Here is a 24688-nt window from a genome sequence, read left to right as displayed (position 1 = left end):
TGGTTCCGGCCGGATCGTCAGATCCGCGCCACGCCCTCGGCCCGGGCGGCCTCGGCGACGGCCTTGGTGACCGCCGGCGCGACCCGCTCGTCGAACGGGGAGGGGATGACCTTCTGCGGCGTCAGCTCGTCGGCCACGACGCCGGCCAGTGCCTTGGCGGCGGCCAGCTTCATGCCCTCGGTGATCCGGGAGGCGCGGACCTGGAGGGCACCCGCGAAGATGCCCGGGAAGGCCAGCACGTTGTTGATCTGGTTCGGGAAGTCGCTGCGGCCGGTGGCGACCACGGCGGCGTACTTGTGCGCGACCTCGGGGTGGATCTCCGGGGTGGGGTTGGCCATCGCGAAGACGAACGCGCCCTCGGCCATGGTCGCGACGACCTCCTCCGGCACGGTGCCGCCGGAGACGCCGATGAACACGTCGGCGCCGGCCAGCGCGTCGGCCAGCGAGCCCTTGAGGCCGGTGCGGTTGGTCCGCGCGGCGATCTCGGCCTTGACGTCGGTGAGGTCGCCGCGGCCCTCGTGGACCACGCCCTTGCGGTCGCAGACGGCCACGTCGCCGATGCCGGCCGCGACCAGCATCTTGGCGATGGCGATGCCGGCCGCGCCGGCGCCGGAGATGACGGCCCGCAGCGAGCCGATCTCACGGCCGGTCACCTTGGCGGCGTTCCACAGGGCGGCGGTGGTGACGATCGCGGTGCCGTGCTGGTCGTCGTGGAAGACCGGGATGTCCAGGGCCTCCTGGAGCCGGCGCTCGATCTCGAAGCAGCGGGGCGCGGAGATGTCCTCCAGGTTGACGCCGCCGAAGGAGGGCGCCAGCCGGACCACGGTCTCGACGATCTCGTCGACCCCGGTGCAGGCGAGCGCGATCGGCACCGCGTCCACGCCGCCGAACTGCTTGAACAGGATCGCCTTGCCCTCCATCACGGGCAACGAGGCCTGCGGGCCGATGTCGCCGAGGCCCAGCACCGCGGTGCCGTCGGTGACCACCGCGACGGTGTTGGACTTCCAGGTGTAGTCGTTGACGAGCTCCGGCTGCTCGGCGATGGCCGTGCAGACCCGGGCGACACCGGGGGTGTAGGCGAGGGACAGGTCGTCCGCGTCGCGCACCGGGACGGTCGCCCGGATCTCCATCTTGCCGCCCCGGTGGAGCGCGAAAACCGCGTCGACCGGATCGTCGGTGTCCTGGGTGCTGCTGATGATCTCCGCTGCCACGATGACCTCTTCGTCATTGATCTGGCGAGGACGCGCGGCCGACGGGCGGGACGACCCGGCCGGAGACCGGAAACCGGGTACGCCGAAGCGGACCCGGGGTCAGGGTCGGGGCGCTGCCGTCGGGCGGCGCCCTCGGATGAGGGTTTTTATGGGGCTTGTGTTGTCCGTGTTGTGCTTGCGGGCCGAGCGTAGGTCGGACGGAGGCATCGCACCTATGCCTTTTCGTCCTCGTCACGTACGGTTCATCGCCGCGCTGTCGCGTCACGGGGCCCGGCGTCACGAGGACCGGGTTCCGGCAGCGGCAACGGCATGAGCGCACGCGCACCCGTAGGAGTGAACGCAGAGCCGAGGGGATTCGGTGCCCCGGATACGGAGCCGCGTGAGGACTTCCGTTCCCGAGCACCCCGAGCCTGTCGGGGCTCGCCGGTCTGGTTCGAGCGTTCGGGGGTCACCCGGTAACGAATTCTGACACACCCGCTGCCGGGCCCGGCAGGCCGGGATGGCAGGATCGCTTGTCCGCCATTTCGCGTACACCCGCGCGTCACCGTGGCGGCCGCTCGTCCCTCCCCCAGGAGCCACCCTCATGCTTCACGTCCGCCACGCCCGTCGTCCGATCCCGGCAGCCGCCGCCCTGGCCACCGCCGGAGCCCTGCTGCTGACCGGCTGCGGCGGCGGGCAGGCCCCCCAGGACGACCCGGTCAAGGACCTCCGCGGCAAGCTGCCGAAGGCCCAGCGGTCGGCCGGGACGCTGCGGGTGGGCATGGACATCAACTACGCCCCGGTGGAGTTCCGCGGCCCGGACGGCGTGCCGACCGGCCTGGACCCGGAGCTCGCCGCCGCCCTGGGCCGGATCCTCGACGTGCGGGTCGAGCTCGTCGACACCCCCTTCGACAAGCTGATACCGAACCTCCAGGCCAAGCAGTACGACATGGCGATGTCGGCGCTCAGCGACACCCGTCGGCGCCGCGACGCCCTGGACGAGAACGGCAAGCAGGCCGGCCCGGGCGTGGACTTCGTGGACTACTTCATCGCCGGCACCTCGATCGTCGTCCCGAAGGGCAACCCCAAGGGGATCAAGACCCTGGACGACCTGTGCGGCAGGACCGTCGCGCTCCAGCAGGGCACCACCCAGGACGAGGTCATCACCCGCCAGGCGGCCGTCTGCGTCCGGGCCGGCCGCCCGCTGACCCCCCACAAGCTGGACACCGACGCCAAGGCGCTGGCCGAGGTCGCCTCCGGCGCCGCCGCGGCGGGCCTGAACGACTTCCCGGTGGCCGCCTACGCGGCGAAGACCACCGACGGCGGCGGCCGCTTCGAGGTGACCGGCGGGCAGTCCACCTCCAACCCGTACGGGATCGCACTGCGCAGGGACGACGACCAGCTGCGCGACGTGCTGGCCAAGGCGATCGACCAGCTGATCCGCAGCGGCGAGTACGACAAGATCCTGGCCAAGTGGAACGTGAGCGCGGGCGCGGCGCAGAACGCGGTGGTCAACGGGGGCATCTGAGCGGGCGGGGCGGGGGCCCGGAACGGCACGGACCGGTCCGCATACCTATGCGCAGAGTGACAGGGCCACGGAATACGTCCGAATAGCGGACAGTGCGACCCCTCGTTATCCGATTTTGATCTGGATGACGGCCATCTGACTGTCATCAGATGGCAGGATTCCCCCCATCTCGGATCGAGTCGGCCGCTGGTCGAGGCCGTCCGGTCAACGTCCACCTCGGCGGAGGGTGGCGGAAGCAGTACCTCGTACAACCCCGGGCGGCTCACCCGCGCCCGGCCACTGCACGACCCGGCCCGCACGTACGACGACGTACGGCGACACGCACCCGTACCGAGCCGCGCGGCTCGCCGTTCCGGTGCGCCGCTCCCGCGGCGCGCTCCGCCCGACCTCTCTCCCCCAGGATGGAGATCCCCCTCATGACCACCCGTATCCAGCGCAGCCGGCTCCTCGCAGCCGGTGTGGTCGCCGCCTCGGTCTCCCTCGTGCTGACCGGTTGCAGCAGCAGCAAGAACGACGGCGGCGGCGCCCCCAACGCCTCCGCCACCGTCAACGAGGTCAAGGCCGACCCCAAGCTCGCCGCGCTCGTCCCGGACGACGTCAAGTCCGCCGGCAAGCTCGTGGTGGGTGCGGACGCCTCGTACGCCCCGGACGAGTTCAAGGACGACAGCGGCAAGATCATCGGCATGGACGTCGACCTGGCCAACGCCATCGCCGCCAAGCTCGGGCTGAAGGCCGAGGTCCAGGACTCCGGCTTCACCGCGATCATCCCCGGCATCCAGTCGAACAAGTTCCAGCTCGGCATGTCGTCCTTCACGGACAACAAGGAGCGCGAGCAGATCGTCGACATGGTCACCTACTTCAACTCCGGCAGCGCCGTCGCGGTGAAGAAGGGCAACCCGGAGAAGATCGACCCCAAGGACCTCTGCGGCAAGAAGGTCGCCGTCCAGACCGGCACCACCCAGGCCGACGAGATCAAGGACACCCGCGACCCGGACTGCGCCAAGGCCGGCAAGCCGGGCGTCCAGAACGGGGGCGACAAGTTCGACCTCCAGACGGACGTCACCAACGCCGTGGTCTCCGGGCGCGACCAGGCCATGATGGCCGACTCCCAGGTCGTGGACTACGCGATCAAGCAGTCCGGCGGCCAGCTGGAGAAGGTCGGCGAGACCTACGGCGTGGCCCCCTACGGTGTCGCCCTGGCCAAGGGCTCCAAGCTCTCCCCGGCCATCCAGGGCGCCGTCCAGTCGCTGATCGACGACGGCACCTACAAGCAGATCCTCACCAAGTGGGGCGTCGAGGCCGGCGCCCTCGACAAGTCGGTCGTCAACGGCGCCGCCTGATCCCTCGTCCGCTCCATCTTCTCCCCCGAGGCCACACCGTGAACTCTCTGGACAAGGGGACGGCGCAGAAGGGGCGGCCTGAGACCATCAGGGCCGTCCCCGTCCGCCACCCCGGACGCTGGGCGGGCGCCGTCGTCATCGCCGTACTCGCGGCGATGCTGCTGAGCGCCCTCTTCACCAACCCCGCTTTCAAGTGGGACATCGTCGGTCGGTACCTGTTCCACGACAGCATCATGCACGGGCTGCTCGTGACGCTGGAACTGACCGTGCTCGCCATGCTCATGGGTGTGGTCGGCGGCATCGTCCTGGCGGTGATGCGGCTGTCCCCGAACCCGCTGCTGGCCGGCGTCGCCTGGGTCTACATCTGGATCTTCCGCGGCACCCCGGTGCTGGTGCAGCTGGTGTTCTGGAACTTCCTCGGCCTGATCTGGGCCAAGCTGTCGATCGGCGTCCCGTGGGGACCGGAGTTCTGGTCCGAGCAGACCAACGTGCTGATCCCGACCTTCGTCGCCGCGCTGCTGGGCCTCGGCCTCAACGAGGCCGCCTACATGGCGGAGATCGTCCGCGGCGGCATCCAGTCGGTGGACGAGGGCCAGAGCGAGGCCTCGCACGCGCTCGGCATGAGCCGGTTCCAGACCATGCGCCGGATCGTCCTGCCGCAGGCCATGCGGGTGATCATCCCGCCGACCGGCAACGAGACCATCTCGATGCTCAAGACCACCTCGCTGGTCTCCGTGATCTCCCTGGAGGAGATCTTCCGGGCCGGCCAGGTGATCTACTCCCGGAACTACCAGAACATCCCGCTGCTGATCGTGGTCAGCCTCTGGTACCTGTTCTTCACCTCGGTGCTGACCATCGGCCAGTACTACGTCGAGCGCCACTACGCCCGAGGTTCCAACCGCACCCTCCCGCCCACCCCGCTGCAGCGGCTGCGGGGCCTGTTCGCCGGGAAGCCCGCCCCGAAGGCGACGGCCGACGTCGTCCCGGGGCTCGAGGGAGGTGGTCACGTATGACCGATCTGACCAAGACCCCCGACGCCGCGGCCCCCGCCGAACCCATGGTCCGCGCCGAGAACGTGCACAAGTCCTACGGCCCGGTCGAGGTGCTCAAGGGCATCGACCTGGAGGTCAGGCAGGGCGAGGTGTTCTGCCTGATCGGTCCCTCCGGCTCCGGCAAGTCGACCTTCCTGCGGTGCATCAACCACCTGGAGCAGATCAACGGCGGCCGCCTGTGGGTGGACGGCGAGCTGGTCGGCTACCGGCAGAAGGGCGACCGGCTGTACGAGCTCAAGGACCGCGAGGTCGCCCTCAAGCGGCGCGACATCGGCATGGTCTTCCAGCGCTTCAACCTGTTCCCGCACATGACCGCCATCGAGAACGTCATGGAGGCGCCGGTCCAGGTCAAGGGCGAGAGCAAGGCCGAGGCCCGCGAGCGCGGCATGGTCCTGCTGGAGCGGGTCGGCCTCGCCGACAAGGCGAAGAACTACCCCTCGCAGCTCTCCGGCGGCCAGCAGCAGCGCGTGGCGATCGCCCGCGCGCTGGCCATGAAGCCCAAGCTGATGCTCTTCGACGAGCCGACCTCCGCGCTCGACCCGGAGCTGGTCGGCGACGTCCTCGATGTCATGCGCGGCCTCGCCGAGGAGGGCATGACCATGGTGGTCGTCACCCACGAGATGGGCTTCGCCCGCGAGGTCGGCGACGCGCTGGTGTTCATGGACGGCGGTGTGGTGGTCGAGTCCGGCAACCCCCGCGAGGTGCTCACCGACCCGCAGCACGAGCGCACCAGGGCCTTCCTGTCCAAGGTGCTCTGAGCCCGAACCGTCGGCGCCCGGCAGGCCGCTCCTGCCGGGCGCCGACGTTTGCCCCGCCCAGGTAATAGGCTGGAGGCAGTCAGCCCGTTACCAAATCTGGAAGGACCCCTGTGGAGCTCGCCGCCTACGCCGATCTCGCCGTTCGGCTGGTGAACACCGAGGAGCCCGAGCGCGGCACCGACGCGCTGACCTCCGTGGAGGCCGTGCGCGGCCTGTTCTCGGACTCCGCGCGGGCCGCCGCGCTCGCCGACGAATCCGACCTGCCCCGGCTGCGGGCGGTGCGGACCCGCCTGCGCGGCGTCTTCGAGGCCGCCGCCGAGGGGGACGAGACCCGCGGTGTCGACCTGCTGAACAGCCTGCTGATGGAGTACCCCGTCAGCCCGCTGGTCTCCGGCCACGACTACCTGGACGACGCCGGGCGGCCGCGCTGGCACCTGCACCTGGCCGACAACTCCCCCACCGCCACCGCGCACTTCACCGCGGTCGCCTGCATGGGCCTGGCCGTCCACCTCACCGAGCTGGGCGCCGACCGGCTCGGCATCTGCCAGGCCGCGCCCTGCCGCAACGCCTACCTGGACACTTCCACCAACCGCTCCCGCCGCTACTGCTCGGACCGCTGCGCGACCCGTGCCAACGTGGCCGCCTACCGGGCCCGCAAGCGCCAGGAGGCGGAGGCGGCGGCCCGGGACTGACCCCGGGCGCAGGGCCCGGGCGGACCCTAGAGCTCCTCCACCCAGACGCCGAGCCGTCTTGAGAGGCCCGGCACCCGGGCCAGCCGCGGGGTGAGCAGCAGCCGCTCCAGCCGGCGCCCCGGCGCCAGCCAGACCGGGCTCGGGCGCAGCCGCAGCAGCGCCCGGCCGAGCACCAGCTCGTCCGGCACGGCGCCGTAGCTGCGGCTGTCGCTGTCCACCGGACGGTTGTCGGAGAGCATCCACCAACCCGTGGCCCGGCGCCCGACGGCCCGCTTCACCACCAGCAGGTCCTGCTGGAAGGGGTGCCGGAAGAGCACCACCGCACCCGGCCGGACCGGCGCGCCGTAGCGGACCAACAGCTGGTCGCCCTCGCGCAGGGTGGGGACCATCGACGGCCCCGCCACGTCGACCAGCCCGAACGGCAGCGCACCACGGCGCTCGCGCCCCCCGGCTCCGGCGCCCTCCGGTCGCGTGCTCCGCGCCACGACTCCTCCTCCCGATCCGTCCGCCCACAGTCTGCCGTACGGACCGTCACCGGTCCGATGTCCGGATTACCCCGGTTCCTGGTCCGTCTTTCGCCCTAGGCCCACCGCCCGATCGCGAAACCGGGAGGCCGGAAGGGTAATCTCGGGCGCGGGAAGACGATCTAAGGAAGGACTCCCATGTTCTCTCGTCTGTTTGCACCGCGTGCCACCGCCCACGCCCACTGTGACCTGCCCTGCGGCGTGTACGACCCGGCGCAGGCCCGGATCGAGGCCGAGTCGGTCAAGGCCACCCAGGAGAAGTACCAGGCCAACGAGGACCCGCACTTCCGCGCCCGCGCCGTCATCATCAAGGAGCAGCGCGCCGAGGCCGTCAAGCACCACATCTCGGTGCTGTGGAGCGACTACTTCAAGGCCCCGCACTTCGAGAAGTACCCGCAGCTGCACCAGCTGATCAACGACACCCTGAAGGCCGCCTCGGCCGCCAAGGCGTCCACCGACCCGGCCACCGGCCAGGCCCTGCTGGACCTGATCGCCGAGGTCGACAAGATCTTCTGGGAGACCAAGCAGGCCTGAGCCTGACGCGTCGCCACCCGACCGCCCCCGTCCGCACCGCCGGCCGGGGGCGGTCGCGCGTCCACGACCCGCCACGCCCGAACCCGGTAAGGGTTGCCTGCCCTGAGTGGCTGTTATGCTGCCAGGGCGTCCGAGGGGGAAGTCCGGTGTGAATCCGGCGCTGACCCGCAACGGTGAGCACGGCCCGTACCAGCCCGTACGGCCGCGCCAGCCCGATCGCCCTCGGCCGCCGAACTCCCGACAACTCGCCGCGGACTGCGAGGGGAACGGCGCCCCGCCACGCCCGCGGCCGGCGCCCGCCCCGGCGCACCCTCGGCCCGAGGCAAGGCGCACCCGTGAACCGCGCACCCGTCGACCGTGCAGTCGGCCCGCCCGCTCGTCGCATACCCACCGTCCCGCTCGCCGTCGGCCTCGGCGCCGCCCTGCTGCTGTCTCTGGTCTGCGGGGTCGCCCTCGGCTCCTCCGAACTCGGCCTGCCCCGCGTACTGCGACTGCTGGGCGCCGGCCTGACGGGCGGCCGGCTGGACGCGGACGAGGCGTCCGCGTACGCGATCGTCTGGGAGATCCGGCTGCCGCGCACCGTCCTGGCCGCCGTGGTCGGCGCCGGGCTGGCCGCCTGCGGGGTCGCCGTCCAGGCCCTGGTGCGCAACCCGCTGGCCGACCCCTTCGTGCTCGGCATCTCCTCCGGCGCGGCCGTCGGCGCCAACGCCGTCCTGCTGTTCGGCGCCTTCGCCGCGCTCGGGGTGTGGGCGATCTCCGTCTCCGCCTTCGGCTCCGCCCTGGCCGCGATGACGCTCGTCTACCTCGCCGCCCGCACCGCGCACGGGCTCACCCCGCTGCGCCTGGTGCTCACCGGCACCGCCCTGTCCTACGGCTTCTCCGCCGCCACCACCCTGATGGTCTTCGCCGCCGACCGCGGCGAGGCCGCCCGGGACGCCATGATGTGGCTGCTCGGCAGCCTCGGCGGCGCCACCTGGGGCTCGGTGCCGATCGCCGCCGTCACGGTGCTGGCCGGCCTCGCCCACCTGGCCTGCGCCGCCGGGCGGCTGGACGCACTCGCCATGGGCGACGAGACCTCCGCCTCGCTCGGCGTGGACCCGGGCCGGCTGCGCCGCGAGCTGTTCGTGGTGACCGCCGCCGTCACCGGCACCGTGGTCGCGGTCAGCGGGGCGATCGGCTTCGTCGGGCTGCTGGTGCCGCACGTGGCGCGGATGCTGGTCGGCGCCGGGCACCGCCGGGTGCTGGTGATCGCGCCGCTCGCCGGGGCGCTGCTGCTGGTCTGGGTGGACATCGCCTCGCGCACCCTGCTGGCGCCGGCCGAACTGCCCGTCGGGGTGTTCACCGCGGTGCTCGGCGTGCCCGCCTTCCTGCTGATGATGCGCCGCCGCGGCCAGGCCTTCGGAGGTACCCGGTGACCGACGCGACCGACGTGACCGGACCGGTCCCGGCGCGGGGCCAGGACCTCGCCGTCGACGCCGTCTCGGTGGAACTGGCCGGCACCCGGCTGATCCACGAGGTGAGCCTGACGGCCGCCGCCGGGCAGGTGGTCGGGCTGATCGGCCCGAACGGCAGCGGCAAGTCGACCCTGCTGCGCTGCGTCTACCGGGTGCTGAGGCCGGCCGGCGGCGTGGTCCGGCTGGCCGGCGACGACCTGCACGCCCTCACCGCCCGCGACACCGCCCGCCGGGTGGCCGCGCTGACCCAGGAGCACTCCGCCGGGTTCGACTTCACCGTGGCCGAGGTGGTCGCCATGGGCCGGCTGCCGCACCGCCGCGGCTTCGGCGCCCCGTCCGACGGGGACGAGCAGCGCTGCGCCGAGGCACTGCGCAAGGTCGGGGCGGGGCACCTCGCCGAACGGGGCTTCCTCAGCCTGTCCGGGGGTGAGAAGCAGCGGGTGCTGTTCGCCCGCGCGCTGGTCCAGGAGCCGCGCCTGCTGGTGCTGGACGAACCCACCAACCACCTGGACATCGCCCACCAGTTGGAGGTGCTGGCGCTCGCCCGGGAGGCCGGCCCGACGGTGCTCACCGCGCTGCACGACCTCAACCTGGCGGCCGGCCACTGCGACCTGCTCCACGTGCTGCGGGCCGGCCGGATCGTCGCCTCCGGCCCGCCCCACGAGGTGCTCCGCCCCGCCCTGCTGGCCGAGGTGTTCGGCGTCCGCGCCACCCCGGTGCGGCACCCGGAGACCGGCGCCCTCCAGCTGCTGTTCGACCGCCTCCCCTGACCCGACCGACCCCGACCGACTCCGGACGACCCCGAACGACCTCGAACGACCTCGACCGACCCCGACCGACCCCGACCGACCGCGAAGGAACCCCCGTGCGCACCAAGGCCGTTGCCACCGCCGCCCTGCTCGTCCTCGGACTCACCGCCTGCGGCGCCGAGATCGCGCCGAAGGAGAGCGCCACCTCCTCCGCCCACTACCCGGTGACGGTGGAGAACTGCGGCCAGCGGCTCACCTTCGCGCAGAAGCCCGCCCGGGTGGTGACCAACGACGTCAACATCACCGAACTGATGCTCTCGCTCGGCCTCGCCGACCGGATGGCCGGCTACGTGATGCCCGACGACAAGGGGAAGATCGACCAGGTGGCCTGGAAGGACGGCTACCAGCAGACGAAGTGGCTCTCCGAGCAGCGGATCACCAAGGAGATCGCCCTGGACGCCAAGGCCGACCTGGTCTTCGCCGGCTGGCACTACGGCTTCGACGAGGGCACCGGCGTCACCCCCCAGGCCTTCAAGGCGCTCGGTGTCGACTCGTACGTGCTCAGCGAGTCCTGCCGCAGCGGCAGGGGCACCGAGCGCGGCGTGATGGACCCGCTGGAGGCGCTCTACACCGACCTGGCCAACCTCGGCGCGATCTTCGACGTCAAGGACCGCTCCGACAAGCTGATCGCGGACTTCAAGGCGCGGATCGCCGCCGTCCCCCCGCCCGAGCGCCGCCCGTCCGTCTTCCTGTACGACAGCGGGCAGGACAAGCCGTACACCGCCGGGAAGTTCGCCGCCGCCAACGAGATCATCGCCAAGGCGGGCGGGAGCAACATCATGGGCGACCTCGCGGACACCTGGGTCACGGCCGGCTGGGAGGGCGTGGTGGAGCGCGACCCGGAGGTGATCGTGATCAACGACTACGCGACGCCCGGGGCCGAGGAGAAGCGCAGGTTCCTCAAGTCCTTCCCGCCGCTGGCCGGCGTCTCCGCGATCAGGAACGACCGGATCTTCGTCATGGACTACGTCGACCTGGTGGAGAGCCCGCGCAACCCGGCCGCGGTCGGCGCGCTGGCCGCGTACCTGCGCACCGTGCCGCCCCGCTGACCGGACCGCTGACCGGACCGCCGGCCGGCCCCGGCCGGCAGCGATCGCGCCCCTCGGGGTCGGTGGCCGCGGGCGTACGCTCAAGGTACGAGCCGACGGAACCCGACCGGAGGAGCGAGATCATGACCACCATGGCGGCCCCCGCCGCCTTCGACACCCGCGCGCTGCGCGAGGGCATCGAGCGCTGCGACGCCGAGACCCTCCTGGCGCTCTACGCGGAGGACGCCGAACTGCGCATGGTCGATCGCAAGACCCAGCCCAGCCACCCCCTGGTGATGCACGGGCGGGAGGAGATCGGCGCCATGCTGGACGACGTCTACGGCCGCGAGATGACCCACAAGCTGGAACAGGTGGTGGTGCAGGGCGACCACGCCGCGTTCCTGGAGTCCTGCCGGTACCCGGACGGCGTCCGGGTGCTGATGTCCTCGATGGCCGTCCTGCGGGACGGCCGGATCGTCGACCAGACCTCCGTCCAGGCCTGGGACGAGACCGGTCCCGAGCAGTAGGCTCACAGGCATGATCCGCAACGCCGTCGCCACCGACGTTCCCGTCATCCATGCCATGATCCGCGAACTCGCGGACTACGAGAAGGCCCTGCACGAGGCGAAGGCCACCGAGGAGCAGCTGCACGACGCCCTGTTCGGTGAGAACCCGGCCCTGTTCGGGCTGATCGCCGAGGACGACGCCACCGGCGAACCGGTCGGCTTCGCCGTCTGGTTCCGCAACTTCTCGACCTGGCGCGGCACCCACGGGATCTACCTGGAGGACCTGTACGTCCGCCCGCAGTCGCGCGGCGGCGGCCACGGCAAGGCGCTGCTGCTGGAACTCGCCCGGATCGCCGTCGAGCGCGGCTACTCCCGGGTCGAGTGGTCGGTCCTGGACTGGAACCGGCCCTCGATCGACTTCTACAAGTCGATCGGCGCGGTGCCGATGGACGAGTGGACGGTGTACCGGCTCACCGACGGGGCACTGGCCGAGGCCGGCCGGCGCTGAACGGCCGTTCGGAGACCGGGGAAAGGGTCTGCCACCCTGCGTCGCAATGCCTTACCATGAGTAACTCCCGAACCGGGGTGCGGAAGGCAGAGCGTTGGCGGATCCGTGACGCCGGGCCCCCTTCGGGGGTAGCAAGCGGTAACAAGCGGGGTACCAAGAAAGCACAGCGCGTCACCCAGGAGGCAAGGGTGTCCCAGATCGACGGCGATCTCGGTGTTCAGGACTTCGTGGAGGTCCGGCTGCCCGCAGCCGGGGCCTACCTCTCCGTCCTGCGAACGGCGACGGCCGGGCTGGCGGCCCGGCTGGACTTCACGCTCGACGAGATCGAGGACCTGCGGATCGCGGTCGACGAGGCCTGCGCCATCCTGCTCCAGCAGGCGGTGCCCGGCTCCGTGCTGTCCTGCGAGTTCCGGCTGGTCGGCGACTCGTTGAAGGTCACCGTGGCCGCCCCGACCACCGACGGCAAGGCCCCCGAGCGGGACACCTTCGCCTGGACGGTGCTCTCCGCCCTGGCCGGCGAGGTGGACTCCTCGGTCGGCGAGGACAACACCGTGTCGATCAGCCTGAACAAGAAGCGCGGCGGTTCCGCCGCCCACTAGCCGGGCGCCGGACCGAACCGCACGACCCGAGCAGCACCGAGCAGCACCCGCGCAAGGGCCGTCCGCCGCTCCCCCGACCGGGGTCCGACGGACGGCTCCCGGTACCGCCACCCACGCGGTACGACCAACGAGACGATTCCGGGGCCGCCGGCCCCGGTGCTCCCGGAACGGAACGGGGGAATGGCCGTGAGTGATCTGGACCGTACCGGCCTCGCGACGGCGGGACCTGCCGTACCGACCCAGGCGAGCGTTCCCGGCCTCGCCGCCAACGACGAAGCGCACCCGAAGGACGCCCAGCGGATGAGCCACCCCACCGAGCCGACGTCCGAGCCGACGCCTGCCTCCGTGCCCCCGCCGGACCCGGCGGACGCGACGGACCCGGCGGACGGGGCCGAGCCGCACAGCGCCGTGCCCGTCCAGAGCACGCACCGCACCGGCGCCCCGGACCGGGAGGCCGCCCGCGCGCTGTTCGTCCGGCTGTCCGCACTGCCCGAGGGCTCCCCGGAGCGGGTCGAACTGCGCAACCAGCTGGTGCGGATGCACATCCCGCTGGTCGAGCACCTGGCCCGGCGCTTCCGCAACCGGGGCGAGCCGCTGGACGACCTGACCCAGGTCGCCACCATCGGCTTGATCAAGTCGGTGGACCGCTTCGACCACGAGCGCGGGGTCGAGTTCTCCACCTACGCGACGCCGACCATCGTCGGGGAGATCAAGCGGCACTTCCGTGACAAGGGCTGGGCGGTGCGGGTCCCGCGCCGGCTCCAGGAGCTGCGGCTGTCACTCACCACGGCGACCAGCGAGCTCTCCCAGCGGCACGGCCGCTCCCCCACGGTGCACGAGCTGGCCGAGCACCTGGGGATCTCCGAGGAGGACGTCCTGGAGGGCCTGGAGTCCGCCAACGCGTACTCCACGCTCTCCCTGGACGTGCCGGACAGCGACGACGAGTCGCCGGCCGTCGCGGACACCCTGGGCGCGACCGACGAGGCCCTGGAGGGCGTCGAGTACCGCGAGTCGCTCAAGCCGCTGCTGGCCCAACTGCCGCCCCGGGAGCAGAAGATCCTGGTGCTGCGGTTCTTCCGGAACATGACCCAGTCGCAGATCGCCGCCGAGGTGGGGATCTCCCAGATGCACGTGTCCCGGCTGCTCGCCCGGACCTTGGCCCAGCTGCGGGAGAAGCTCCTGGTGGAGGAGTAGGACTGACGGCCGCTCAGCTCGGGCTCGGCGGCCGTACGGCTCTTCGGTGCCCCCGGCCCTGCGCGCCCCTAGTCCTCGGACGGGGCGTACAGGGCCGCCGTCGACTTCGGGTTCAGCAGGGAGCCGATGCCCACCAGGCCGAGCACGCCGACCAGCGCGCCGACCGCGATCATCGCGCCGCCGCTCTCGAACATGTAGTAGGCGACCGGCAGACAGATCGAGTTGGTCAGCACCGCCGGACTGCGGCCCCAGCGGCGCTTCTTGAGCAGCGCGAGGGCGGCCAGCACCGGCAGCACGCCGAGCAGCACGATGACCGCTCCGCCGAACTCGTTCAGGGCCAGCTGCTTGGCCTGGCCGGACAGCGCGGCCACCATGTCCGAGAGGCCGACGACGGCGAGCGCGGCGCCCTCCAGGGCCGTGATGGCGGCGCCCAGGGTCAGGGAGGCCGGGCGGTCGGAGCCGGCCGAGGGTGCGGGTGCGGAGGTTTCTGCGGTCACTCCAGCAGGGTAGCCGCCGGTCGGTCCGTACCGACCCGTAGGCTTTCCCCATGCGCGCTCTCCTGGTCGTGAACCACAAGGCCACCACCACCAGTGGCCGGACCAGGGACGTCCTGATCCACGCCCTGCGCAGCGATCTCAAGCTGGACGTCGCCGAGACCCAGTACCGGGGCCACGCGCGCGACCTGGCCCGCGGGGCGGTGGAGGACGGCGCGGTCGACCTGGTGGTGGCGCTGGGCGGGGACGGCACCGTCAACGAGGTGGTGAACGGGCTGCTGGCGCACGGCCCGGGCGAGAAGGTCCCGCGACTGGCCGTGGTGCCGGGCGGTTCGACCAATGTGTTCGCCCGCGCGCTGGGCCTGCCCAACGACCCGGTCGAGGCCACCGGCGCCCTGCTGGACGCGCTGGAGCACGGCCGGGAGCGGCCGATCGGGCTGGGCAAGGCGATGACCGACGGGCTGCCGGACCGCTGGTTCACCTTCACCGCCGGCCTCGGCTTCGACGCCGGGGTGGTCGGCCGGGTCGAGGAGCAGCGCCGGGCCGGGCGCAAGTCCACCCACGCCCTGTACGTCGGCCAGGCCCTGCGGCACTACTTCACCCAGCGTGAGCAGCGCCGTTCCGGCCCGGTCTCCCTGGAGCTGCCGGGCCACGAGCGGGTTCCGGGCCTGGTCCTGTCGATAGTCAGCAACACCTCGCCCTGGACCTTCCTCGGCAACCGTCCGGTCTACCCCTCGCCGCTCGCCTCCTTCGACACGGACCTGGACGTCTTCGGCATCACCCGGATGACGGCGTTCGGCACGGCTCGAACGGTCCGTCAGATCCTGCGGTCGTACGCGCCTTCGAGTGACGGCGCCCCTCCGAAGGGCCCCTCCGGGAAGCACGTCGTCTCCTATCACGACGTCAGACACTTCACCTTGGTTTCGGAGGAACCGGCCCCGTTCCAGGTCGACGGGGACCATCTTGGAGACAGGAGTCGCGTCAGTTTCACAGGCGTACGGCGGGCACTGCGTGTGATTGTGTGACCGGAAGGGGGGTTCCCCCTTCTTCTCGAACGCACAAGCCCCCTTCACTCCATAGAAGTACTGGCTGTGAGCTAGGCGACACCGAAGAATCCAAAATTCCTCCCCGAAGGGGGTTGTATCCGAGCCCGAGGTTTGCGAACCTCTACATGGCGATCGGGACACATCGCAGCGACGGCGACTCCGGAACCACAGGAGCACCGACCGCGGGGTGTCCCTCGAATCGCCGAATCCCCCCCAGCACAGACCACCCGGGCCCGACGGGCCTTTGGTCTCTTTTGCTGTTGCGGGATTCGTGAAAGCGTTCACATTCACAAGCCATTCGATTATGCCGATCGGGCCACCCCCCGCGGCAGGAGGAGTTGGACGACCATGGACTGGCGCCACCGCGCTGTCTGCCGCGAAGAGGACCCGGAGCTGTTCTTCCCGATCGGGAACACCGGTCCTGCTCTGCTGCAGATCGAGGAAGCCAAGGCCGTGTGCCGCCGCTGTCCGGTGATGGAGCAGTGCCTCCAGTGGGCGCTCGAGACCGGCCAGGACGCCGGCGTCTGGGGCGGCATGAGCGAGGACGAGCGTCGTGCGATGAAGCGCCGCGCCGCCCGCAACCGGGCCCGCACCGCCTGATCGCCCGGCGATCACACGCCGTAGCACCAGCAGTGACCGCAGTACCGATCGACACATGATCAAAGGCTTCCCTGCACCTCCTGGTGAAGCCTTCCGCACAAAGGACCTTGCCCAGCCAGGTCCCGCGACACCGGACCCGCCCGGACACTTGATACTGTTCACTTAGAGCAATATCGTGGAGCTGTGGCGCTCACCGTGTGCAACGCACCGGCGAGGTGTCGCACCACCCAGAGCCCCCGCTCCGGCCGACTCCCCCCGACGGCCGGAACGGGTTGAGAGGCCCTGTCGACCCACCCCCCCCGGTCGACAGGGCCTCGTTTCTGTTTCCGCACTCCTACTCGGCGCCCTGACTCGGAGCGCCGACTCGGAGCCCTGACTCGGCGCTCTGGTGCGCGCTGCAACGCGCACTCTGGTTCCGCGCTCCGGCGCGTGCGGCGCGCACCCGGCGCTTCCGCCGGACACGCGCCCCGCCGCACACCTCCACGCTCTGCCGCACACCTTCACGACCGGCCGCACAGCGGATCCCGGCGGAATCCCGGCCGGCCGGGCCTCAGCGGACGGGGATCTCCAGGATCACCTTGGTCCCGCCGTTCGGCCCGGCCACCATGTCGAAGGTGCCGCCCAGTTCACCGGTGGCCAGCGTCCGGACGATCTGCAGCCCGAGGTTGCCCGCCGTCTTCGGGTCGAACCCCTCCGGCATGCCGCGGCCGTCGTCCTGCACCGTGATCAGCAGGTACTCCTCCGGCCGGGCGCCGCCGTTCCAGCTGTCCGACCAGCCCTTGCCGGTCGCCGGCGCCCGCCCGCGCAGGGCACTGACCTCCAGGTTCCCGGAGGCGGTCGGTCCGAACGCGTGCTCCAGCGCGTTCTGGAGCAGTTCGGTCAGCACCATCGACAGCGGGGTGGCCACCTCGGCGGAGAGGATGCCGAAGCTGCCGGTGCGGCGGGTCGCCACCCGGCCGTCCTGGGACAGTTCCATCACCATCGCCAGCACCCGGTCGGCGATGTCGTCGAAGGCCACCTGCTCGTCCAGCGCCTGGGAGAGCGTCTCGTGCACGATCGCGATCGAGCCGACCCGGCGCACCGCCTCGTCGAGCGCGGCCCGGCCGGACTCCGACTCCATCCGGCGGGACTGCAGCCGCAGCAGGGCCGCGACGGTCTGGAGGTTGTTCTTCACCCGGTGGTGGATCTCCCGGATGGTGGCGTCCTTGGTCATCAGCTCCCGGTCGCGGCGGCGCAGCTCGGTCACGTCCCGGCAGAGCACCAGCGAACCGGTCAGGGTGCCCTTGGGCTTGAGCGGGATCGCCCGCAGGGTCACCACTCCCCCCTGCGCCTCCACCTCGGTCTGCCGGGGTGCCCAGCCGCTCGCCAGCTTCACCAGCGCCTCGTGCACGGCCGAGCGGGACGGCGGGGCGAGGTCGGCGGTGGCCCGGCCGAGGTGGCTGCCGACCAGGTCGGTGGTGAGGCCGAGGCGGTGGTAGGCGGAGAGGGCGTTGGGGCTGGCGTAGGTGACGATGCCGTCCGCATCCAGCCGGATCAGGCCGTCGCCGACCCGGGGGGCGGCGTCCATGTCGGCCTGCTCGACGCCGGGGAAGGGGAAGGAACCGGCCGCGATCATCTGGGCCAGGTCGGAGGCGCTCTGGAGGTAGGTGAGCTCCAGCCGGCTCGGGGTGCGCACGGTCAGCAGGTTGGTGTTGCGCGCGATCACGCCCAGCACCTTGCCCTCCCGTCGGACCGGGATCGACTCGACCCGGACCGGGACCTCCTCGCGCCACTCCGGGTCGCCCTCGCGCACGATCCGGCCCTCGTCGAAGGCGGCGTCCAGCAGCGGGCGGCGGCCGCGCGGGACGAGGTGGCCGACCATGTCGTCCTGGTAGGAGGTGGGCCCGGTGTTGGGCCGCATCTGCGCCACCGAGACGTAGCGGATGCCGTCCCAGGTGGGGATCCACAGCACCAGGTCGGCGAAGGAGAGGTCGGAGAGCAGCTGCCACTCCGAGACCAGGTTGTGGAGCCATTCCACGTCGGCCCCGGTGAGGGTGGTGTGGCGGCGGACGAGTTCGTTCAGCGAGGGCACATGGCGAGGGTAGCGCCGCCGGTCCGGGCGGGGCGCGGCGGACCGGTGGGCGGGCGCGGAGGGTCCGCCCACTCCCCGGAGTTGTTTAGACCAATTTTCCGAGAGACCTGGACAACCGAGATTGGTCTAGTCCACAATGAAAGAGCACCAAGGAGAGGCCCCCGCGCAACTGCCCTGACCGCGCGCGGCCCCTCCTCGGTCGGACGCCGACGAGCGAGGACCCCGCACAGTTCTCGGTCGATCCCGGTGCCCGACGACAGCTCCGGGCTGCGGTGCCGCATGGGTTGAGGGTCCCGTGTCGGCGCCGTGGCCCGTAGTGTTTTCGGCCCCCCGAACCACGTCCGGCCGCTCAGCGATCCGGCCCCGGTCCACAGCCTGTGGACCGGGGCCGGATCGCGTCCGGGGCAGGCCTACCTGGTCTCGGTGACCTTCGCCAGGGCGCGCGGGGCGTCCGGGTCCTGGCCGCGGGCGATGGTGACCTCGTGGGCCAGCAGCTGCAGCGGCAGGATCTCCAGGATCGGCTGCACCTCCTCGGGCACGCCGGCCGGCAGTGCGAAGCCCGCCGAGGCGGCGTCCACCTGCGCCTGCTGGCCGACCACCACCAGGTCCGCGCCGCGCCCGCGCAGCCGGTCCAGCACCGGCTGGAGGGCCTCGCCGCCCTTGCCGTCCGGGACGATCGCGATGACCGGCGAGACGTTGTCCACCATGGCCAGCGGGCCGTGCAGCAGGTCGGCGCCGGAGAACGGGGTGGCCGGGATGTAGGTGGTCTCCATCAGCTTGAGCGCCGCCTCGCGGGCGGTCGGGTAGCCGTAACCGCGCGAGGTGATGACCAGGCGCTGGGCGAAGCGGTAGCGCTCGGCCAGCGCCTTCACCTCGGCCTTGCGAGCCAGCACCCCGGCGGCCAGGCCCGGCAGCTCCTCGGCGGCCGCGCCGTCGCCGCCCCGCAGGCCCTCGACCAGCAGGTAGAGCGCCAGCAGCTCGGCGGTGTAGGTCTTGGTGGCCGGCAGCGCCTTCTCCGGGCCGGCCAGCACGTCGATGTGGAACTCGGAGACCTCGGCCAGCGGCGAGTCGGCGTTGTTGGTCACCGCGAGGGTGACGGCACCGGCCTCGCGGGCGGCCTTGGTGGAGGCCACCAGGTCGGGCGAGCCCCCGGACTGGCTGACGGTGACGACCAGGACGTCGGTGAGGTCCGGCTTGGCACCGTACGCGGTGGTGGTGGACATCGAGGTCAGGCCGGCCGGCTTGCCGAGCAGGATCTCGATCAGGTACTTGGCGTACAGCGCGGCGTTGTCGGAGGTGCCGCGCGCGGTGAGCAGGACGAAACGCGGGTTGCGGGCGGCGATCTGCGCGGCGACCTCGCGGATCTTCGGGGCCCCCTCGTCGAGGATGCGCCGGAGGACGGCCGGCTGCTCGGCCATCTCCGCCGCCATGATCCGGCCGGGCACGGGAACGGTCTGCGGGTCGGACATCTGGGTCTGCCTCCGATGAGACGGTTCGACCCCGCCGGGCGGCTGCCCGGCGGGAACCTCCACGGCGGCGAGTCCGCACACTCGCTGCGGTTCTGCCGCCATCGTACGAGCGGGCCCGGGGCGTGGCACCCGTACGCCCCTCCCCGGAGTGGGCAGGGGCGTACGGGCGCCGGTGTCAGGACGCCTTGTTGATCAGCTGGTCGATCGCGGCGTCGGCCTCCTTGGTGGCCTGGTCCACCGACTTGCCCTTGAGGATCGCGGTCAGCATGTCCGGGATGACCTTCTGCTTCTCGACCGCGCCCCAGCCGGGCGCCAGCGGCGTGAACCAGGCGTCCGGGACGGCGTTGGCCGCGGCGGCGGTGGTCGGCTTGTTCTTCAGCGGGTTCAGCTGGGTCAGGTTGTTCGGCAGGATGTCCTTGTCGGCCAGCGCCTGCTCGGACTTGGTGCTGGTGAACATCCGGATCCAGTCGGTGGCCGGCGTCACCTGCTGGGACTTGGCGGTGACGGCGAGGTCGGAGCCGCCGATGAAGGTCGGCAGCGGCTTGCCGTCGGGGCCGGGCATGGTGGCCACCTTGACGGCGTCCTTGATGCTCGGATCGCCGGTGACCGGGGCGGTGACGCTGGCCGCCTCGTAGCCGTTGCCGTAGAAGGACGCGGCGTGCCCGCGGGCCATCGACTCGTACTGGTTCTGCTCGTTCACCGTCAGGTCGCCCTTGTTGTACTTGCGCACCAGGTCGACGAAGTGGCTGATGCCCTGCTGGGACTTGGCGTCGTGCAGGGTGCCGTGCCAGTTGCCGGAGCCGTCGAACTTGGCGATGCTGCCGCCGTACGCGGCCACGTAGCTCATCGCGGCGTACCAGTAGGGGCCGGGCAGGTAGAGCGGGGAGTAGGTCCTGTCGGCCTTGTTGCGGTCCGCGATCTTGTCCAGCGCGACCAGCAGCTCCGCCTCGGTCTTCGGGAAGTCGGCGCTGCCGGTGGCCTGCTGGAAGGCGGCGGAGTTGTAGATGGCGACCCGGGAGCCGGCGTAGTAGGGCACGCACCAGAGCTTGTCCTGGTAGGTGCAGGTGTTGGCGAGCGCCTTGATCCAGCTGTCGGAGTTGTCGAAGGTGCTGCGGTCCACCGGGGCCAGCGCACCCGAGAGCACGTACTTCATGGTCTCGGTGTTGCCGAGCTCGACGACGTCGGGGGCGTTGCCGTCGGCGATGGCCTTGTCGAGCTTGCCCACCTTGTCGGCCCAACCCTGGTAGACCAGCTTGAGGCTGACGTTCGGGTACTTCGCGGCGAACTCGTCGTTGACCCGCTGGACCAGGTCCGGCCAGTTCTTCTGGGCGTCGTCCATCAGCCAGACGGTGACGGTGCCGCCGGCGGCCTTCGGGTCCGCGGAGCCGCCCGTACCGCCGTCGCCCGCGGGCTTCGCGGTCGAGGAACAGGCTGTCAGGGCGACCGCCAGTGCCATGGTCCCGAGCGTCGACATGAGCTGACGCTTCTTCACGCCATCCTCCGAGGGGTGTAGAGCCGTGTTGCCCGCCGGCAGCGTGATTGGCGCCCGCGGCGGAGAGTCCGGACAGGGGGCGGCGAAGAGCTTCGGGGAGGGCCGATACCACATCCGGCGAGGTTGAATCTCGAACCGGATGACTGGACTCTGGCCTAGACCATAGGTGGTGTCAACGACCAAATGCCCTACTTGGGGCGGCCGTTGCAGAGCTGTTGTACCGCGTGGCGGGCCGTCGCCGTTCCATCACCCTAAGTAGGACTTAAGGTGGATTTAAGGCCCACTTGAGGGAACACCGTCATCCGGAGGATCCGCAGGTAGACGCCGGGGAAACGGAACGGGCCCGCCATGCGACATGCGCATGACGGGCCCGTGGACCGACGCCACCGGACCGGGCCGGTGACGTCTCGTCGAACGGTTCAGCCGACCGCTCCCGGCTGCCCGGTGAGGACCTCCACGGCCGCCAGCCCGCAGACCCGGGCGGCGCCGTGGGTGGCGATGTGGAGGGCGCCGACCGGCTCCGACTGGGGCAGGCCCATCTCGACCACGGCGGCGTCCGGGCGGGCCGCCACCAGACGGCCCAGCGCGGCGGCCATCCACGCGTACCGGTGCGCGTCCCGGACCACCAGCACCAGGCGGCGGCCCTCGGCGCCGGCCAGCACCTCCTGGACCAGCGCGTCCAGCAGCTCCGGCGCGGCCTCGGCCGCCGACACCTCGCGGGTGCGGGTGCCGGGGAAGCGGTCGGCCAGCATGCCGGCCACACCCCACGGGGTGGCGTCGCCGACGGCGATGTTCGGCTCGTCCGAGAACGAGGCCACGTACGGGCGCTCGCTCACCGGCGGCACCGCCAGGCCCGGCGCCCGGACCACCCGCAGCGCCCGGCGCGCGGCCCGCAGGCCGACCGCGAGGTCCGGCTCGCCCCGCTCGCCCTGGGCCGCGATCCGGCCCCAGCTGCCCAGCGCCCGGACCCGGTCGGCGGCGTCCGCCAGCCGCTCCTCGGCGAGCCGGCCGGAGCGCACGCCCGCCACGATGGCGTCGCGCAGCATCAGCACGGTCTCCTCGTCGGCGAGCCCGCCGCCGACGCAGATCGCGTCCGCGCCGGCCACCAGGGCCAGCACGGTGCCCTCGCCCATCCCGAAGGTGTCGGCGATGGCGCCCATCTCGATCGCGTCGCTGACGATCAGGCCCTGGTAGCCGAGGCCGCCGTCGGCCGGGGCCGCGCGCAGCAGGTCGCGCAGCACGGTCGGGCTCAGGGTGGCGGGCAGCTTCGGGTCCAGCGCCGGGATCATGATGTGGGCGGTCATCACGGCCTTGGTGCCGGCCGCGATCGCGGCCTGGAACGGGATCAGGTCGCGGGCCCGCAGCACGTCCAGGTCGACGTCGATGACCGGCAGGCCGTGGTGCGAGTCCACCGCGGTGTCGCCGTGGCCGGGGAAGTGCTTGGAGCAGGCGGCCACGCCGGCCGACTGCAGGCCCTCGACCCAGGCGGCGGTGTGCCGGGCGCACAGCTCGGGGTCGGCGCCGAAGGAGCGGACGCCGATGACCGGGTTGCGCGGGTTGGAGTTGACGTCCGCGGTGGGCGCCCAGTTGTAGTTGACGCCGGCCGCGGCCAGCGCCCGGCCCAGCTCGCGGGCGACGTCCCGGGTCAGCGCCGGGTCGTCGATCGCGCCGAGGGCGAGGTTGCCGGGCCAGGACGAGCCGGAGCCCGCCTCCAGCCGGGTGACGTCGCCGCTCTCCTCGTCGATGGCGATCAGCAGGTCGGGGTTCTCGGCGCGCAGCGCCCCGGTGAGCGCGGACAGCTGGTCGAGGTCGACCACGTTGCGGTCGAACAGCGCGACCGAGCCGAGGCCCGCGGCGAGGTGGCGGCGCAGCCACTCCGGCGGCTCGGTGCCGACGAAGCCGGGCTGGAGGACGGTCAGGGCGTCACGGTGCAGCTGGTCGCTGTCCGCGATGGTGGGAACGAGGATGCTCACGTTGACTCAGCCCTTCACGGCGCCGTCGGTCATTCCGCTGACCGCCTTGCGCTGCAGGAAGATGAACAGGATCAGGATCGGCACGGCGAAGAGGGTGGACGCGGCCATGGTCGCGCCCCAGTCGGTGCCGAACGCGGTCTGGAACGAGGAGAGCCAGAGCGGAAGGGTCTGCGCCATCTCCTTCTTGTTCAGCATGTTGACCAACGGGAACTCGTTCCACGCGGTGATGAAGCCGAACAGCGAGGTCGACATCAGGCCGGGGGCGAGCAGCGGGAAGATCACCTTCACGAAGGCCTGGGTGCGGGTGCAGCCGTCCACCATGGCCGACTCCTCCAGCTCCTTGGGCACGGCGGCGATGAAGCCGCGCAGCGTCCAGATCGTGAAGGGCAGCACCATCATCAGGTAGAAGGCGGTCAGCGGCACCAGGCTGTTGAGCATGTCGTTGTCGCGGACGATCAGGTAGGCCGCGATGACCATGACCTCCCACGGCGCCATCTGGGCGGCCATCACCACCAGGACGAAGCCCTTGCGGCCGCGGAAGCGCATCCGGGCGATCGCGAAGGCGGCCAGGGTGGCGATCACCAGCGAGCCGAGCACCGCGCCGACGGTGACGATCAGGCTGTTGGTGACGTACGTCCAGAAGTGCGGGACGTGCACGGCCCGGTCGAAGTGCTCGAACGTGCCGTCCAGCGGCAGGAAGACCGGGTCCCGGCTGACGATGTCCTTGTTCTGCTTGAACGCCGTCGAGAACATCCAGTAGACGGGGAAGATGAAGAAGACGAAGAGGACGACCGCGATCAGGTTCGGCCAGGTGCGTCCGAAAAGCGAGCGCCTCACAGCTCGTCCTCCTGCTTGAGAATGATGCGGAAGTAGTAGGCCATCAGCGCGGCCAGCATCAGGATGGTGAGCACCGCGATGGCGGAGCCGACGCCGAAGTGCTGGGACCCGATGCCTTCGAGGAAGGCGTGCACCGGCAGGGTGCGGGTCAGGCCGTCCGGTCCGCCCTTGTTGATCAGGTAGACCTGGGTGAAGGCCTTGAACACCCAGATGACTTCGAGGAAGGTCGTGGCCAGGAGGAACGGCTTCATGATCGGGTAGATCACCGAGGTCCAGATCTTGGCCGAGCCGGCGCCGTCCATCCGGGCGGCCTCGTAGAGCTCCTTGGGGATCGTGGTCAGGCCCGCGTACATGTTGAACGCCACGAACGGGACCGACTGCCACACGATCAGCAGGATGATCACGAAGAAGGTGGAGTACTGGCCGCTGGTCCAGTTGAAGTGGGCCATGGAGTGCCAGCCCAGCTTGTCCAGGAACCAGTTGACGACACCGAAGTTCTGGTCGAAGAGCCAGGTGTAGACGGTGGTCGCGGCGACCACCGGCATCGCCCAGGCCAGCAGCAGGCCGACCGAGAGCAGCAGCCGCATCCCCTTGCCGAGGGTGTTGAGCAGCAGGCCGACCAGCGTGCCGAACACCATGATCAGCACGACGTTGACCGCCGTGAAGACCACCGTGCGCAGGGTGATCGTCCAGAACTCCGAGCTGCCGAGCTGGTCGGTGTAGTTGCTGAAGCCCGTCCACTCGGTCAGGTGCTGGATGAACTGCCGCTTGTTGAGGTTCTGGAACGACACCACGGCCGTCTCGACCAACGGCCAGAGCAGCAGGACGAGGGTCGCCGCGATGGCCGGCAGCAGCAGCAGGTAGGGGGCGAACCTGGACGCGACGCTCGGCCCGTCCGACGGTCTGCTCCTCCTCGGGGTGCGCTCGGCACCGGGGGTGGTGGGCCCGTCTGTCGACGCCACCACGGAATTCGTTGGCTCCGGGGACTGT

General features: G+C 71.2%; 24 protein-coding genes and 1 riboswitch. Of the genes, 15 read left to right on the top strand and 9 right to left on the bottom strand.

Annotated features, from left to right (window positions below; genetic code table 11):
• Positions 1–17: 17 nt before the first annotated feature.
• A complete protein-coding gene (locus ABZ449_RS14210) occupies positions 18–1211 on the bottom strand; it encodes an NADP-dependent malic enzyme (RefSeq protein ID WP_360345229.1) in 1194 nt (397 codons plus the stop codon).
• Positions 1212–1794: 583 nt separating this feature from the next.
• Between ABZ449_RS14210 and ABZ449_RS14205 the strand changes: the two genes are divergently transcribed.
• The 5 genes from ABZ449_RS14205 (at position 1795) to ABZ449_RS14185 (ending at position 6560) form a co-directional block, all read left to right on the top strand.
• Positions 1795–2718: an ABC transporter substrate-binding protein gene (locus ABZ449_RS14205; protein ID WP_360345227.1), complete on the top strand. Its 924-nt coding sequence runs from the start codon at positions 1795–1797 to the stop codon at positions 2716–2718.
• 416 nt (positions 2719–3134) lie between these two features.
• On the top strand, positions 3135–4058 hold the full coding sequence (locus tag ABZ449_RS14200; protein ID WP_360345225.1) for an ABC transporter substrate-binding protein: 924 nt from the start codon (positions 3135–3137) through the stop codon (positions 4056–4058).
• 38 nt (positions 4059–4096) lie between these two features.
• Positions 4097–5071 (top strand): amino acid ABC transporter permease, encoded by a 975-nt coding sequence (locus tag ABZ449_RS14195; RefSeq protein ID WP_360345223.1) that lies wholly within the window; start codon positions 4097–4099, stop codon positions 5069–5071.
• Positions 5068–5868, top strand: a complete 801-nt coding sequence (locus ABZ449_RS14190; protein WP_360345221.1) for an amino acid ABC transporter ATP-binding protein — start codon at positions 5068–5070, stop codon at positions 5866–5868. The genes ABZ449_RS14195 and ABZ449_RS14190 overlap by 4 nt, the downstream gene beginning before the upstream one ends.
• 110 nt (positions 5869–5978) lie before the next feature.
• The gene (locus ABZ449_RS14185) at positions 5979–6560 is read left to right on the top strand and encodes a CGNR zinc finger domain-containing protein (RefSeq protein ID WP_360345219.1); all 582 of its coding nucleotides are present in this window, start codon (positions 5979–5981) and stop codon (positions 6558–6560) included.
• 26 nt (positions 6561–6586) lie between these two features.
• Here the strand turns inward: ABZ449_RS14185 and sodX are convergent, their stop codons facing one another.
• A complete protein-coding gene (gene sodX, locus ABZ449_RS14180) occupies positions 6587–6985 on the bottom strand; it encodes a nickel-type superoxide dismutase maturation protease (protein WP_360345256.1) in 399 nt (132 codons plus the stop codon).
• Between the two features lie 237 nt (positions 6986–7222).
• Between sodX and sodN the strand changes: the two genes are divergently transcribed.
• The 8 genes from sodN to ABZ449_RS14140 all read left to right on the top strand — a co-directional run bounded on the left by sodN (position 7223) and on the right by ABZ449_RS14140 (position 13716).
• Positions 7223–7618, top strand: coding sequence for a superoxide dismutase, Ni (gene sodN / locus ABZ449_RS14175; RefSeq protein ID WP_350628137.1), 396 nt, complete (start codon positions 7223–7225; stop codon positions 7616–7618).
• Positions 7619–7711: 93 nt separating this feature from the next.
• A riboswitch (cobalamin riboswitch) is annotated at positions 7712–7861 on the top strand.
• A 92-nt stretch (positions 7862–7953) separates the two neighbouring features.
• Entirely contained in the window at positions 7954–9033 is a 1080-nt protein-coding gene (locus ABZ449_RS14170; protein ID WP_360345217.1) for an iron ABC transporter permease, read from the top strand.
• A gap of 14 nt (positions 9034–9047) precedes the next feature.
• The gene (locus ABZ449_RS14165; protein WP_360345254.1) at positions 9048–9842 is read left to right on the top strand and encodes an ABC transporter ATP-binding protein; all 795 of its coding nucleotides are present in this window, start codon (positions 9048–9050) and stop codon (positions 9840–9842) included.
• A 95-nt stretch (positions 9843–9937) separates the two neighbouring features.
• A complete protein-coding gene (locus ABZ449_RS14160; RefSeq protein WP_360345215.1) occupies positions 9938–10930 on the top strand; it encodes an ABC transporter substrate-binding protein in 993 nt (330 codons plus the stop codon).
• Between the two features lie 122 nt (positions 10931–11052).
• Complete coding sequence (locus ABZ449_RS14155; RefSeq protein WP_360345213.1) at positions 11053–11436, top strand: nuclear transport factor 2 family protein; 384 nt, start codon at positions 11053–11055, stop codon at positions 11434–11436.
• Between the two features lie 10 nt (positions 11437–11446).
• Complete coding sequence (locus tag ABZ449_RS14150) at positions 11447–11923, top strand: GNAT family N-acetyltransferase (RefSeq protein WP_360345211.1); 477 nt, start codon at positions 11447–11449, stop codon at positions 11921–11923.
• A gap of 188 nt (positions 11924–12111) precedes the next feature.
• Positions 12112–12522, top strand: a complete 411-nt coding sequence (locus ABZ449_RS14145) for an anti-sigma regulatory factor (protein WP_360345209.1) — start codon at positions 12112–12114, stop codon at positions 12520–12522.
• A 186-nt stretch (positions 12523–12708) separates the two neighbouring features.
• Entirely contained in the window at positions 12709–13716 is a 1008-nt protein-coding gene (locus ABZ449_RS14140) for a SigB/SigF/SigG family RNA polymerase sigma factor (protein WP_360345207.1), read from the top strand.
• Between the two features lie 68 nt (positions 13717–13784).
• On the opposite strand, the gene ABZ449_RS14135 is transcribed toward ABZ449_RS14140, so the two are convergent.
• Positions 13785–14213 (bottom strand): hypothetical protein, encoded by a 429-nt coding sequence (locus tag ABZ449_RS14135; RefSeq protein WP_360345205.1) that lies wholly within the window; start codon positions 14211–14213, stop codon positions 13785–13787.
• A 50-nt stretch (positions 14214–14263) separates the two neighbouring features.
• Here ABZ449_RS14135 and ABZ449_RS14130 point away from each other — a divergent pair, with 50 nt between their 5' ends.
• Together ABZ449_RS14130 and ABZ449_RS14125 are read left to right on the top strand one after the other, a co-directional pair.
• Positions 14264–15235: a diacylglycerol kinase family protein gene (locus ABZ449_RS14130; RefSeq protein WP_360345203.1), complete on the top strand. Its 972-nt coding sequence runs from the start codon at positions 14264–14266 to the stop codon at positions 15233–15235.
• A 369-nt stretch (positions 15236–15604) separates the two neighbouring features.
• Entirely contained in the window at positions 15605–15856 is a 252-nt protein-coding gene (locus ABZ449_RS14125) for a WhiB family transcriptional regulator (protein ID WP_014138019.1), read from the top strand.
• A gap of 550 nt (positions 15857–16406) precedes the next feature.
• Here ABZ449_RS14125 and ABZ449_RS14120 read toward each other — a convergent pair.
• The 6 genes from ABZ449_RS14120 to ABZ449_RS14095 form a co-directional block, all read right to left on the bottom strand.
• Positions 16407–17927 (bottom strand): PAS domain-containing sensor histidine kinase, encoded by a 1521-nt coding sequence (locus ABZ449_RS14120; protein ID WP_360345201.1) that lies wholly within the window; start codon positions 17925–17927, stop codon positions 16407–16409.
• A 410-nt stretch (positions 17928–18337) separates the two neighbouring features.
• Entirely contained in the window at positions 18338–19396 is a 1059-nt protein-coding gene (locus ABZ449_RS14115) for an SIS domain-containing protein (protein WP_360345199.1), read from the bottom strand.
• A gap of 175 nt (positions 19397–19571) precedes the next feature.
• Positions 19572–20888, bottom strand: coding sequence for an extracellular solute-binding protein (locus tag ABZ449_RS14110; protein ID WP_360345197.1), 1317 nt, complete (start codon positions 20886–20888; stop codon positions 19572–19574).
• Positions 20889–21307: 419 nt separating this feature from the next.
• Positions 21308–22861, bottom strand: a complete 1554-nt coding sequence (locus ABZ449_RS14105) for a glycoside hydrolase family 3 protein (protein WP_360345195.1) — start codon at positions 22859–22861, stop codon at positions 21308–21310.
• Between the two features lie 6 nt (positions 22862–22867).
• Complete coding sequence (locus ABZ449_RS14100) at positions 22868–23698, bottom strand: carbohydrate ABC transporter permease (protein WP_360345193.1); 831 nt, start codon at positions 23696–23698, stop codon at positions 22868–22870.
• The gene (locus ABZ449_RS14095) at positions 23695–24660 is read right to left on the bottom strand and encodes a sugar ABC transporter permease (protein WP_360345191.1); all 966 of its coding nucleotides are present in this window, start codon (positions 24658–24660) and stop codon (positions 23695–23697) included. Before ABZ449_RS14095 ends, ABZ449_RS14100 begins: the two co-directional genes overlap by 4 nt.
• Positions 24661–24688: the final 28 nt, after the last annotated feature.

The sequence above is a fragment of the Kitasatospora sp. NPDC005856 genome (assembly GCF_040629945.1).
Lineage (GTDB): Bacteria > Actinomycetota > Actinomycetes > Streptomycetales > Streptomycetaceae > Kitasatospora.
Note: the sequence above shows the minus strand (reverse complement) of the source record. Positions and strands in the feature narration are given on the sequence as shown.

What these genes read in the sequence shown, in the direction of transcription:
- ABZ449_RS14205 (WP_360345227.1), top strand. Translation starts at nt 1,795, where the DNA reads ATGCTTCACGTCCGCCACGCCCGTCGTCCGATCCCGGCAGCCGCCGCC.
- ABZ449_RS14190 (WP_360345221.1), top strand. Translation starts at nt 5,068, where the DNA reads ATGACCGATCTGACCAAGACCCCCGACGCCGCGGCCCCCGCCGAACCC.
- ABZ449_RS14155 (WP_360345213.1), top strand. Translation starts at nt 11,053, where the DNA reads ATGACCACCATGGCGGCCCCCGCCGCCTTCGACACCCGCGCGCTGCGC.
- ABZ449_RS14115 (WP_360345199.1), bottom strand. Translation starts at nt 19,396, where the DNA reads ATGTCCGACCCGCAGACCGTTCCCGTGCCCGGCCGGATCATGGCGGCG.
- ABZ449_RS14200 (WP_360345225.1), top strand. Translation starts at nt 3,135, where the DNA reads ATGACCACCCGTATCCAGCGCAGCCGGCTCCTCGCAGCCGGTGTGGTC.
- ABZ449_RS14125 (WP_014138019.1), top strand. Translation starts at nt 15,605, where the DNA reads ATGGACTGGCGCCACCGCGCTGTCTGCCGCGAAGAGGACCCGGAGCTG.
- ABZ449_RS14150 (WP_360345211.1), top strand. Translation starts at nt 11,447, where the DNA reads ATGATCCGCAACGCCGTCGCCACCGACGTTCCCGTCATCCATGCCATG.
- ABZ449_RS14130 (WP_360345203.1), top strand. Translation starts at nt 14,264, where the DNA reads ATGCGCGCTCTCCTGGTCGTGAACCACAAGGCCACCACCACCAGTGGC.
- sodN (WP_350628137.1), top strand. Translation starts at nt 7,223, where the DNA reads ATGTTCTCTCGTCTGTTTGCACCGCGTGCCACCGCCCACGCCCACTGT.